Origin of the sequence: Oleiagrimonas sp. (assembly GCF_027858935.1) — a bacterium.
Taxonomy (GTDB): domain Bacteria; phylum Pseudomonadota; class Gammaproteobacteria; order Xanthomonadales; family Rhodanobacteraceae; genus Oleiagrimonas.
Genome location: NZ_JAQIBU010000052.1, coordinates 1 through 11,852 on the forward strand (window position 1 = coordinate 1; position 11,852 = coordinate 11,852).

Here is an 11,852-nt window from a genome sequence, read left to right on the forward strand (position 1 = left end):
CAAGTCGCTCAAGGCGTGGACATGGTAGGCCTGTCCATCGATCTCGAGATCGAGCACGCGCATGCGGTAACCCTGCATGTAACGCTCCTGGAGAAAACGAGCCCGCGGTGGCCTGCACCTGGGTAAAGCAATAAACGGAACGAAACGTGACGGTCGGGATTGCCCATCCGGCCAGGCGCTTGTCGCATTCAGCTTGTGATCGCAGTTTACCCCAGGGTGGAGACCTTGTGCGGGTGTTCAGTCGTCCAGGGCGCGAAGTTCGCGTTCGATGGCGAACACATGCGGATCCTCCTCGCCCAGTTCACGCAGGGACTCGGCCAGGCGCAGCAGATACTCGCGATTGGCTCCGCTGGGTCCGTGCGAGGAGGCGATATGCCGTGCGATCTGTTTTGCAGTGGCGGGGCCGAGCCATGCGGCATTGTCTTGTTCGGCGATATACACCAGTCCGTCGGCATGATCACCATCGGCGAAGGCGAAATCGGTGGTGAAACGCAGGTAGCCGTTCTTTTCGCGCACGTCCAGGTGCGCGAATACTTCCGGAGACACGCGATAGGCCATGCCGGCGCACACCGCATCGGGCTCGGGGACGAGCGTGACCACGCGTCCCGGTGATTGCGGGGTGCCGCGATGATCATGCGATCCCTGCCAGAAGCGGCGTACCCAACCGCGGATGCGCGCGTGCCGGCGTTCCAGATAGGGAAAGTCGGCCTTGTAGATCAACGAGCCGTACCCGAACAGCCAGACACTTTCGTGCCCGCTCAGGTCCTGTCGCATCTTGTTCTGCTGGATGGTGTCATGGGACATGACAAAAAATAATGCGGGCGATGACGCCAAGCTCAACCCCATCCGATCATGGCGTTACGTCGATCGGGGGCATGCCGAGACAAGGATCCGGTTCCATGAACACTGGATCAAGCATCGATCTGCATACAAACTAGACCCATGGGACTTGCCATCGTATGGCTGCGCCGTGACCTTCGGCTGGCCGACAACCCCGCGCTCGCCGCAGCCACGCGCAACCACGACCGGGTGCTTGCGGTGTACATCCATGCGCCGCTGGAGCAGGGCGCATGGGCGCCCGGCGCGGCCAGTTTCTGGTGGTTGCACCATTCGCTGGAGGCGCTCGATCAGCAACTGCAGCGGCACGCTGGACGCCTGCACCTGTGCCAGGGGGATAGCCTGGACACGCTGTGTGCGCTGGCAGACTCCAGCGGCGCCGAGGCGGTCTACTGGAATCGCCTGTACGAGCCGGCGCCTGTCCAGCGCGACGCCATCATCAAGAAGACATTGCGCGGTCGCGGCCTGCATGTGGCCAGTTTCGATGCCTCGCTGTGGCGCAGTCCATGGCAGGTGCTGACGCGCAAGGACGAGCCCTATCGCGTGTTCACACCCTTCTGGCGCAATCTGCGCGCGCAGCTGGGCGAAGAGATCCCCGTGCCTGCGCCTTCCCCGATGCGCATGGCCCAGGTCGAGGGCGGCGTGGTGCTGGAAGAGCTGGGTCTGCTGCCGCGTCGGGATTGGGCCAAGGGGTTTGATGCGCACTGGACGCCCGGCGCGCAGGGTGCCTTCGAGGCGTTGGAGCTGTTCGCCGGAGATGCGCTTGGTGCTTACCAAAGCCTGCGCGACCGGCCTGCCTGCAACGGGACCTCACGCCTCTCGCCACACCTGCATTTCGGCGAGATCACGCCGCGCCAGGTGCTGCACTGGCTGCGTCGTCATGCCGGCACGGACAAGGTTGTCTCGATGGAGGCCGCCGAGCCGTTCCTGCGCGAGCTGGGTTGGCGCGATTTTGCGCACCACGTCCTGTACCACTTTCCCCATACTGCAGTGCGCAACATGGATCCGCGTTTTGATCGTTATCCATGGGTCGAGGATGGCGATGCCTTGGGTCGATGGCAGCGAGGCAGCACCGGCATCCCGATTGTCGATGCCGGCATGCGCGAGTTGTGGGCCACCGGCTGGATGCACAATCGTGTGCGCATGATCGTGGCCAGCTGGCTGACCAAGAACATGCGTCAGCATTGGCTGCATGGTGCGCACTGGTTCTGGGACACCCTGGTGGACGCGGACCTGGCCAGCAACAGCCTGGGCTGGCAGTGGGTGGCCGGCAGCGGCGTGGATGCGGCACCGTATTTCCGCATCTTCAATCCGGTCACGCAGTCGCAGCGGTTCGACAAGGACGGCGCGTACATTCGCCGCTGGGTGCCGGAGCTGAGCGAGGCGCCGAAGGATCTGGTCCACGAGCCATGGAAACAGGAGGGTTACCCTTCATCGTGCGGCTATCCCGAACCGATGCTTGATCTCAAGACCTCCCGCGGCCGTGCCCTCGACGGCTACCAGCACATCCGAATGCAGGAAGAATCCTGACCCCGCCTGCTCCAAACCATGGTACGCATGGGTCGTCAGGGGTCGGTTTTTTCGGGGGGATGCTCGCGCTTGAGCAGGAGCGAGAGTACTGGTGGCGTGACCACGGCGGTGAGCAGCGACATCGCCACGATCACCGCATAGACCTGAGCACTGAACACGCCCGCGGCCAGTCCCAACGCGGCGATCACCACGCCCACCTCGCCGCGTGGCACCATGCCGAAGCCGACGATCAGCGCCCCCCGCCGACCCAAGGCCAGGGCGCCCAGGAAACCGCCGACCAGCTTGGACACGATGGCGATCACGGTCACCACCAGCAGCATCCAAAGGGCATCCCAGCTGGCCAGGGCATGCAGATCCATCTTGGCCCCGGTGATCACGAAGAAAAACGGCGTCAGCAGGGCCAGCAGCGGTTGCATGCGATGCTCGAGCATTTCCCGCTGACGGGTTTCCGAGGCGATCATGCCGGCCAGGAAAGCGCCGATGATCGCGGCCAGTCCGAAACGCGTGGACAGGAACGCCAGGCCCAGGCACAGCGCCAGCACGAGGGTCAGTGGCGAGTGCGAGCTGAGCGGTTTGTCCAGCCAGTGCGATCGTCGTCGCGCGAAGTGCGTGCCGGCCCAGCCGAACACGCCGAGGAAGCCGATCGCGCCCAGCAATGTCAGCAATAGCGACTGGATGTTGATCTGGCCGCCGCCCTGCAGCGAGGAGACCACGCCCAGCAGCAGCATGGCCAGGATGTCGTCGATCACCGCCGCACCCAGGATCACGCGGCTTTCGGTGTGCTGCAGCACGCCCAGTTCCTGCAGCACGCGTGCGGTGATGCCCGCGGACGTGGCCACGAACGCGGCCGCCACGAACATTGACTTGATCCATTCAAAGCCCGAGCCGTGCGCCCAGAGCACGCCCGCGCCGAATGGAATGATGACTCCAAGCAAGCCGACCGCAAAGGCGCTCTTGCCGACCTTTTTCAGCTCATCCAGCCGTGTTTCCAGGCCCACCGAGAACAGCAGCAGCACCACCCCGATCTCAGCCAGGGCGTCGAGCGGGGTGCCGGGCATGATCTGTTCCGGAACGATCCAGCCCAGCACTGAAGGACCGATCACGCAGCCAGCCGCAATCTCGCCGACCACGCCGGGCATGTTCAGGCGCTGCGCGATCTCGGCGCCGACCTGCGCGGCCAGGAAGATGACGAACAGAGCGAGCAGGATGTCGCTGGCGTGATGCATCGAACGCTCATTGCATAGGGGCGATGGACGCCGATGCTACAGGAATTGCTTGACCGGCTTCGCATCGTCGCGAGTGGAAATCCAGGCTTCAGGAGATACCGAACAGGTGCATCGAATCAAACCACAGGTGCAGGCCGATGCTGGCGGCAAAACCCAGGGCGATGGCCCAACTCCATTTGAGATGTTCGCGGAACGTGTACATGCCGCGCGACACGCCCATCAAGGCAACACCTGCTGCCGATCCGACGGAAAGAAGGCTGCCGCCGACACCCGCGGTCAGGGTGATCAGCAGCCACTGCCCCAGGCCCATGGGCGGGTTCATCTTCAGTACCGCGAACATGATCGGGATATTGTCCACCACGGCCGACAGCACGCCCATGCCGGTATTGGCCAGGGTATAGCCGATCGTGCCATACAGATACTTCGAGGCCAGCTCCAGGTACCCCATGGCGGCCAGTCCGCCGACACAGGCGAACACACCATAAAAGAACAGCAGCGTGTCCCACTCGGCGTTGGCGATGATCTTGAAGATCGAATAGCCCTGGTCCTCCACACCCTGTGCCAGGGCATAGTGACGTTGTTTGCGCTCGATGCGCGTGGCCACCAGGTTGAGCAGCGCCAGGCCGGTCAGCATGCCGTAGGCGGCCGGCATGTGCAGCCACTGTTTTCCGATGACGGTGATGGCAATGGTCAGCGCAAAGCTGACGCAGATGCCGATGCCGCCGTGCTTGATGTGCGCTTCCTTTGAGGACGCCTCGGGACGACCCGCCGGCACCGCGAACGTCATCAGCAGCGCCGGCACCAGCCAGTTGACCAGTGCGGGTGCCAGCAGCGTGATGAAGTCGAGGAACTCGGCCTTGTGCGCCTGCCACACCATCAGCGTGGTGATGTCACCAAAGGCGCTCCAGGCACCGCCGGCATTGGCGGCCACCACCAGGTTGATCATGGCCAGGGTGATAAAGCGCGCGTTGCCGGCGCCCAGCGCCAGAACCACCGCGGACATCACCAGCGCAGTGGTCAGGTTGTCCAGCATCGGCGACAGGAAGAAGGCCAGGGTACCGGTGATCCAGAACAGTTGCCGGAAGCTGAAATGCCGGCGCGTGATCTGCGCACGCAGGGCTTCGAAAATGCCGCGCTCGCCCATGGCCGTCACATAGGTCATGGCCACGACCAGGAAGAAGAACAGCTCGGCATACTCAAGGAACATGCTCTCGAAGACGGTCTTGACCGCCGAGCCGCCTGCGCCATCGCCGCCGATCCTCCAGGCCAGCATCGCCCAGATCAGCGCCGCGGCCAGCAATACCGGCTTGGACTTCGCGATGCGGATGCGTTCCTCGGCGATGACCGCCGCGTAGGCCAGCACGAACAGCGCCAGCGCAATCCATCCGATCGGGTGTCCCGTGAGATGGAAATTGGCGTCCGGCGAAGCGGCGGCCGACGATTCGCTGGCGAGCGCCTGCAGAGCGAGCAATGAACGCATGCGGTGTCCTTTGGGTTTGGAGGAGTCGCGATCGGAATCTTGTCTGCAGCAATTGCGACACTATTGCCAAAGGTAGCTTGTACCCGCTCCGGGTGTCAGCCCCTCAGGTGCTGCGCACGTCCGGATGACGATCGTCGCGCAGGCGACGGAAAATGAACGCGGCCACAAAGATGAACATGGACAGGATCAGCACCGTGAACCGGAAGGCGCCGACATAGCTGTCGGCCACATGCTGCTGGTTGACGAAAGCCGCCATCAGTAGGGACGAGAGCGCAATACCGAAGCTGACCGAGAGGTATTGCGTGGAAGACATCAGCGACGAGGCCTGCGCTGCGCGCGAGGATTCCAGATCGATATAGGCCAGTGTGTTCATCGAGGTGTACTGCAGTGACATCACGAAGCCGTACACGAACACCAGCGCACCGATGGCCACGGCCGGCGTGCCGCGGTCGAACAGTGCGAAGCACGCCAGCAGCACGCTGACCAGCAAGGTGTTGGTGAACAGCACGCGGCGGTAGCCAAAACGGGTGAGGGCGCGGTCAATAAGCGGTTTCATGGCGATCATGCCGACTGCCTGCGGCACGAGGATCAGGCCGGCCCGGAACGGCGACCAGCCGCAACCGACCTGGAGGAACAGCACCAGAAGGAACGACATGCCGCCCGTGGCCAGGCGCATGAACAGACCACCGCCCACCGCGATGGCGAAGGTACGACGGCGCAGCAGGGCGATTTCGGTCACCGGATGCGGCGTGCGCCGACTATGGGCGATGTAGACGGCGGCGAACACGATCCCGGCGACGGCGAGGATCGCGACCCGCAGGCCGCTGTACCCGCTGCTGGCGTTCTCCGCCGCTGTCATCAACAGCACCGAGGCCACCGCAAAAAGGATGAACCCGGCGAAGTCGAACGGTCGCCGGGGGCCACGGATGTCCGGCATGGCGCGGCGGTTCAGCCACAGACCCAGCAGGCCCACCGGCAGGTTGATCAGGAAGATCAGCCGCCAGCTGACGTATTCGGACAGGAAGCCGCCCAGCACCGGCCCCAGCACCGGACCCAGTAGGCCCGGGATGGCCACCATGCTCATGGCCGACACGAATTCGCGGCGGCTGAACGAGCGCACCAGCACGTAGCGCCCGACCGGCATCAGCAGTGCGCCGCCCATGCCCTGCAGCACGCGCGCGGCGACCAGCTGCGGCAGGTCCTGGGCCAGGCCGCAGGCCAGCGAGCCCAGCGTGAACACGCTGATGGAAATGGCGAAGACGCGCCGCGTGCCGAAGCGGTCGGCCAGCCACGGGCTGGCGGGAATGCACACGGCCAGGGTCAGCACGTACGCGGTCAGCGCGGTCTTCAACGACAGCGGCGTCACGGCCAGCGCCTGCGCAATCGGCGGTACCGCGGTGTTGACGATGGTCGAATCCAGGGTCTGCATGAAGAACGCCGCCGCGACCAGCGCCAGCAGCAGACGGGTGGCCTTGGGCGACAGGTCCATCGGTTCGCGGTCGTCGAGGGCGTCGTGCGTGTGGGTGGGCGCGTCGTTCATCGGGTGCAAGTGTATCTGTCCAATGGATCCATCCCGGATGCGCTTGGCTTATCCGGGCTACGGCTGTGCGGTGTCCGGTAAACTGCGCATACGAAGCAAGGAGCCTGCTTGATGCCGAATGCCACGCCTTCCCGGGATGCCGCCGAACGCGCCGCCGCGCTGCGCGCGCGCCTGGAGGATGCCAACTACCGCTACCACGTGCTCGACGATCCGGACATCCCGGATGCCGAGTACGACCGCATGCTGCGCGAGCTGGACGCGCTGGAGTCCGAACACCCCGACCTTGTGCGCGACGACTCGCCCACGCGCAAGGTCGGCGCGCGCGCCGAGGGCGGCTTCGCCGAGGTCCGGCATGCCATCCCCATGCTTTCGCTGGGCAATGCCTTCGAGCAGGAAGGCGACGACGACGCCACCCGGTTTGTCGAGATCGGCGACTTTGTGCGCCGCGTCGATCAGACCCTGGGTCGCACGGACCCGAAATTCTCGGTCGAGCCGAAACTCGACGGCCTGGCCATCAGCCTGCGCTACGAGCACGGCGTGTTCGTGCAGGGTGCCACGCGTGGCGACGGCGAGACCGGCGAGGACGTGACCGCCAATCTGCGCACGGTGCGTGCCATCCCGCTGCACCTGCGTGGCTCGGGCTGGCCGGACATACTCGAGGTGCGCGGCGAGGTGGTCATGCTGCGCAAGGACTTCGAGGCCTTCAACGCATGGGCCCGCGAGCACGGGGCGAAACCGCTGGCCAATCCGCGCAATGGCGCTGCCGGTTCGCTGCGCCAGCTCGACCCCTCCGTCACCGCGCACCGTCGCCTGAGCTTCTTCGCCTATGCCGTGGGCGTGGTCGAGGGCGGGGACCTCCCGTCGACGCATTCAGGAACCCTGGCGCAACTGCGCGACTGGGGTTTTCCCGTTTCGCCGTTGGTCGACACCACGCGCGGCTTCGAGGGGCTGATCGCCTACTTCCACCGCATCGGCGAGGCGCGTGACACGCTGCCGTATGACATCGACGGGGTGGTCTACAAGCTGGACGACTACCAAGGCCAGCGCGAGATGGGCTTCGTCTCGCGCGCACCGCGATGGGCTATCGCGCACAAGTATCCGGCCCAGGAGCAGATGACCGAACTGCTCGAGATCGAGGTCCAGATCGGGCGCACCGGCGCGGCCACGCCGCGCGCGCGGATGCAGCCGGTGCAGGTCGGCGGCGTCACCGTGACCCACGCCACGTTGCACAACGCCGACCAGGTCGCACGGCTGGACGTGCGCGTGGGCGACACGGTGATCGTGCGCCGCGCCGGCGACGTGATTCCCGAGGTGGTGCGCGTGGTGCCCGAGCGTCGCCCGCCCGACACCGTGGCCTGGCAGATGCCGGCGACCTGCCCGGAGTGCGGCTCCGAACTGCTGCGCGAGGACGACAAGGCGGTCTACCGCTGCACCGGTGGCCTGATCTGTGCTGCGCAGCGCAAGGAGGCCCTGATCCATTTTGCCTCGCGCAGGGCGATGGATATCGAAGGTCTGGGCGAGCGTTACGTCGACGCGCTGGTGGAACTGGAGATCGTGCACACGCCGGCCGACCTCTACGGCCTCGACGTCGAGGCCTTCGTCGACATGAAGCGCCGCAGCGAAGAGCGCGACGGCACCACGCCGGATACCGTCAGGAACGGCAAGGTCGCCACCAAGTGGGCCGAGAACCTGGTCGCGGCCATTGCCGCCAGCAAACAGGCCACGCTGTCCCGGTTCCTGTTTGGCCTGGGCATCATGCATATCGGAGAAAGCACGGCAAAAACACTCGCCAAGTGGTTGGGAAATATTGAATTTATAGCGTCGACGCCTGCCCATATCTTGCGCGTGTTGCCGGATATCGGGGACGAGGTCGCGGCCTCCATCGCGGCCTTCTTTCATCAGACGGGCAACCGCGAGGTGGTGGCTTCGCTGCTGAACGCCGGCATCACCTTCAGCGACGCGTCGGTACCCGCCGCCGAACTGCGCGATCGCCTGGATTTTTCCGTGCTGCTGAACCAGGTAGGCATCCCGGGTCTGGGGCCCACGAATGCCCGGCGGCTCGCCGAACACTTTCCTACCCTCGACGCTTTGACCGAGGCCGGGCCCGATCACTGGAGCAGCGCGGGCCTGCCGAAGAATGCAGTCTGCAGCCTGCAGGGCTTCCTCGACAACGCGCAGGCCGTGAAGGATCTGCGCGCCTCCGAACGGACCATGCAGCGACTGCTCGAAGCCGCCGCTGCCTCCGGCGGCCAGGGTGATCTTGCGCTGGCAGGAAAGACGGTGGTCCTGACAGGTTCGCTTGCATCGCTGACCCGGGAGGAGGCGCGCGAGAAGCTCGAGGCGCTCGGCGCCAAGGTCAGCGGCAGCGTGTCCGGGAACACCGATTTCGTGGTCGCCGGCGAAGCGGCCGGCTCCAAGCTGGAAAAGGCGCGCAAGCTCGGCATCGAGGTTTGGGACGAGGCGCGACTGCAGCACTATTTCGCCGCGCACTCCGGCGGGTAGGTTCCGATGGACCGGGCCCCGAGCAGGCAGGATCGGACGTATATCCATGTGCCCTGCATGGATCTGGATGCTGCGATGGATTTCTACACGCGGCAGCTGGAATTCCGCCTGGACATGATCATGCCGGCCGATGCGCCGCGCGTCGCAGCGCTGTCGGGCTACGGCATCACACTGCGCCTGGAGCGTGTCGAGGCATCCGGGCTTGCGAACGCGCCGGTGCCGGGTCCGGACGGATCCGGTGATCCCGGTTCCATCCGGATCCACCGTGCTTCGTCCGCGGATGCATGGGGCGCTGGACGCGCCGGCATGCACTATCGCGATCTGGTCCCCGGACGCATGGATGGACGCTTCATCGCTTCGCACATCCGGATTCCCGATGGCGGTCCGGTGGCGGATTACGTGCACTATCACCGGGTCGATTTCCAGATGATCTTCTGCCGGCGCGGCTGGGTGCGCGTGGTGTACGAGGACCAGGGACCGCCGTTCACGATGCAGTCCGGCGATTGCGTGCTGCAGCCGCCAACGATCCGGCACCGCGTGCTGGAAGCCTCGCCGGGCCTGGAGGTTATCGAGGTCGGCAGTCCGGCCGAGCACGAGACCTGGCGCGATCATGAGCTGTCCCTGCCCACGCCCGGAGTGCATCCGGAACGCATCTTCGGTGGCCAGCGTTTCGTGCGCCATGTCGCCGCCGATGCATGTTGGTCATCTTTCTACGAGGGCGGGTGGAAGTCGGTGGACACCGTAATCGCCGCTGCAACCGGCGGGCGGGGCGGTATTCGTGTCCTGCGCAGCACGCAGGTGCGCGGAACGCCTGCACCGGATCCCATGCTGGCCCATGATCGGATGCGGTTCCTGTTTGTCCTCTCCGGACGCCTGTGCCTGCAGGCTCCGGGACCGGTGCTCCACATGCTCGAGACGGACGATGCATGTCTGGTTCCCGCAACCGTGGAGCATGCCCTCGAGGCCGTCACGCCGTGCGAAATCCTGGAAGTGTGGATGCCGGCGCACCGGTCCTGAGGGCGCCTCTTCGGATGCACGTGCGGGGCCATTGCGGAACTCGCCTGCTTCACCATGCTCGGGTAAGCTGACCGGGGATTTCTCCAGCAGGATCGGACCGTGCCCGCCCACTTGATGCGTCTGGTTGTCCCTCGCGGGCGCGCCCTCCCGGAGGCGGCCTTCGGCCTTGTCCGGGCTACGGCGTCATCGACTGCAACGCGCCGAAGGTCCCCGACCCCGTAGCCCGGATAAGCAAAGCGCATCCGGGACGCACTCGTCGATGCGCTTGTTCTCCGGTTTGCCATCGAGGGCGCGCCTGGCGCGCCATCCCGGAGGCGGCCTGCGGCCTTGTCCGGGCTACGGCGTCATGGACTGCAACGCGCCGAAGGTCCCCAACCCCGTAGCCCGGATAAGCAAAACGCATCCGGGGCTACGGCGTCACGGACTGCACGCGCCGAAGGTCCCCGACCCCGTAGACCCGTAGCCCGGATAAGCAAAGCGCATCCGGGGCACCGGCTACAACGCGGCGATGGCCTCGCGCACCGGTGTCTGCCCGGCCAGCAGTTCGAACGTCATGCCGGCGGTCTCCGGTGCCTGCAACACGGCCATCAGCACCGCGGCCACGTCCGCGCGCGGCACACTGCCTGAACGCCCGAGGCTGTTCGACACCGCCACCTTGCCGCTGCCCACGTCGTCCGTGAGACGCCCCGGACGCACGATGGTGTAGTCCAGACCGCTGTCGGCCAGGTGTTTGTCGGCGGCTTGTTTTGCCTGCAGGTAATGGCGCAGGCCTTCCGGCCCGTTGTCGGGGTCGTCGGTTCCCATGGACGAGACCATCACGAAGCGCTGGATGCCGGCATCCTTGCAGGCATCGATCAAACCGATGGCGCCATCGCGATCCACGGCATCGGTCTTTTCCGGACCGGTCTGGCCGCCGGATCCGGCGGTGAAGACCACGGCATCGCAGCCCTCCATTGCCGGGCGCACGTCGCCTTCGAGGTCGGCAACGATGGTCTCGTCTGCGCCCAGTGTGCGCAAGGTATCGGATTGTCCGGCATCACGGATCATGGCGCGGCTGTGGTTTAGGCTGAGTTTGATGCGGCGAAGGAGCTGGCGGCCGATCTGGCCGTTGGCTCCGGCAACGAGTATAAGCATGTGCTTCTCCCATGGTTTGAAGAAATTTGGAAAGGGCCAGGTGCGCGCGGAACTAGCTCTTGAGATGCGCGCGGCGTGCGGCGACCTGCGCCAGGGAGGCCCAGTCGAGATCGCCCTCGTCTGCAGCCAGCGCTTCGAGCAGCGACTGGCGGACCGCGTTGGCAAAAGGCATCGGCACGCGCGAGTCGTCACCGGCCTCCAGGGCCAGGCCCACGTCCTTGAAGCCCAGTCGTACCGGAAATCCTGCCGGGGTGTAGCTCGACTCGGCGATCAACTTGCCGTAGCCCTTGTAGGCGGGTGCGGCAAACAGGGTCTGCGTCATGATTTCCAGGAAGTCCGCAGCACCCACTCCATGCGCCCGGGTCAGCGCCGAAGCCTCGGCCATGCTCTCGATGGCGGAGGCCAGCATGAAATTGCCAGCGATCTTGACCACGCTGGCGTGATACGGCTCGCTGCCGACCGGCCAGACTTTCTGGCTGACGGCTTCCAGTGCGGGCTTGATCGTCTCCAGGGCCTGCGCGTCACCGGCAGCGACCACGTTCAGGGTGCCCGCGGCGGCCATGTCCGGTCGCCCGAAAACCGGTGC

At 65.4% G+C, this 11,852-nt stretch carries 9 protein-coding genes; 3 read left to right on the forward strand and 6 right to left on the reverse strand.

Features of this window, described 5'->3' with window-relative positions; genetic code table 11:
• Window positions 1-237: 237 nt before the first annotated feature.
• Window positions 238-804 carry a gamma-glutamylcyclotransferase gene (locus PF446_RS01970; RefSeq protein WP_298069166.1) on the reverse strand — a complete coding sequence of 189 codons (567 nt, stop codon included), beginning with the start codon at window positions 802-804 and terminating at the stop codon, window positions 238-240.
• A 138-nt stretch (window positions 805-942) separates the two neighbouring features.
• Between PF446_RS01970 and PF446_RS01975 the strand changes: the two genes are divergently transcribed.
• Window positions 943-2,367, forward strand: a complete 1,425-nt coding sequence (locus PF446_RS01975) for a deoxyribodipyrimidine photo-lyase (RefSeq protein ID WP_298069168.1) — start codon at window positions 943-945, stop codon at window positions 2,365-2,367.
• A 35-nt stretch (window positions 2,368-2,402) separates the two neighbouring features.
• Here the strand turns inward: PF446_RS01975 and PF446_RS01980 are convergent, their stop codons facing one another.
• The 3 genes from PF446_RS01980 to PF446_RS01990 form a co-directional block, all read right to left on the reverse strand.
• Complete coding sequence (locus tag PF446_RS01980; protein WP_298069170.1) at window positions 2,403-3,593, reverse strand: cation:proton antiporter; 1,191 nt, start codon at window positions 3,591-3,593, stop codon at window positions 2,403-2,405.
• Window positions 3,594-3,681: 88 nt separating this feature from the next.
• Window positions 3,682-5,073 carry a sodium:proton antiporter NhaD gene (nhaD, locus tag PF446_RS01985; protein ID WP_298069172.1) on the reverse strand — a complete coding sequence of 464 codons (1,392 nt, stop codon included), beginning with the start codon at window positions 5,071-5,073 and terminating at the stop codon, window positions 3,682-3,684.
• Window positions 5,074-5,176: 103 nt separating this feature from the next.
• A complete protein-coding gene (locus PF446_RS01990) occupies window positions 5,177-6,613 on the reverse strand; it encodes a DHA2 family efflux MFS transporter permease subunit (RefSeq protein WP_298069174.1) in 1,437 nt (478 codons plus the stop codon).
• A 111-nt stretch (window positions 6,614-6,724) separates the two neighbouring features.
• On the opposite strand from PF446_RS01990, the gene ligA reads away from it, so the two are divergent.
• Together ligA and PF446_RS02000 are read left to right on the forward strand one after the other, a co-directional pair.
• Window positions 6,725-9,115: an NAD-dependent DNA ligase LigA gene (gene ligA / locus PF446_RS01995; protein WP_298069176.1), complete on the forward strand. Its 2,391-nt coding sequence runs from the start codon at window positions 6,725-6,727 to the stop codon at window positions 9,113-9,115.
• A gap of 57 nt (window positions 9,116-9,172) precedes the next feature.
• Entirely contained in the window at window positions 9,173-10,132 is a 960-nt protein-coding gene (locus PF446_RS02000; protein WP_298069178.1) for a cupin domain-containing protein, read from the forward strand.
• A gap of 495 nt (window positions 10,133-10,627) precedes the next feature.
• Here PF446_RS02000 and PF446_RS02005 read toward each other — a convergent pair whose 3' ends face one another.
• Together PF446_RS02005 and PF446_RS02010 are read right to left on the reverse strand one after the other, a co-directional pair.
• The gene (locus PF446_RS02005) at window positions 10,628-11,266 is read right to left on the reverse strand and encodes an SDR family oxidoreductase (RefSeq protein WP_298069180.1); all 639 of its coding nucleotides are present in this window, start codon (window positions 11,264-11,266) and stop codon (window positions 10,628-10,630) included.
• A gap of 52 nt (window positions 11,267-11,318) precedes the next feature.
• Window positions 11,319-11,852, reverse strand: a 534-nt coding sequence (locus PF446_RS02010; RefSeq protein ID WP_298069182.1) for an NAD-binding protein, incomplete at its 5' end; no start/stop codon positions are given.

Bases quoted from the DNA above. Each gene is read 5' to 3' on its own strand.
- PF446_RS01970 (WP_298069166.1), bottom strand. From the start codon at position 804: ATGTCCCATGACACCATCCAGCAGAACAAGATGCGACAGGACCTGAGC.
- PF446_RS01975 (WP_298069168.1), top strand. From the start codon at position 943: ATGGGACTTGCCATCGTATGGCTGCGCCGTGACCTTCGGCTGGCCGAC.
- PF446_RS01980 (WP_298069170.1), bottom strand. From the start codon at position 3,593: ATGCATCACGCCAGCGACATCCTGCTCGCTCTGTTCGTCATCTTCCTG.
- nhaD (WP_298069172.1), bottom strand. From the start codon at position 5,073: ATGCGTTCATTGCTCGCTCTGCAGGCGCTCGCCAGCGAATCGTCGGCC.
- PF446_RS01990 (WP_298069174.1), bottom strand. From the start codon at position 6,613: ATGAACGACGCGCCCACCCACACGCACGACGCCCTCGACGACCGCGAA.
- ligA (WP_298069176.1), top strand. From the start codon at position 6,725: ATGCCGAATGCCACGCCTTCCCGGGATGCCGCCGAACGCGCCGCCGCG.
- PF446_RS02000 (WP_298069178.1), top strand. From the start codon at position 9,173: ATGGATCTGGATGCTGCGATGGATTTCTACACGCGGCAGCTGGAATTC.
- PF446_RS02005 (WP_298069180.1), bottom strand. From the start codon at position 11,266: ATGCTTATACTCGTTGCCGGAGCCAACGGCCAGATCGGCCGCCAGCTC.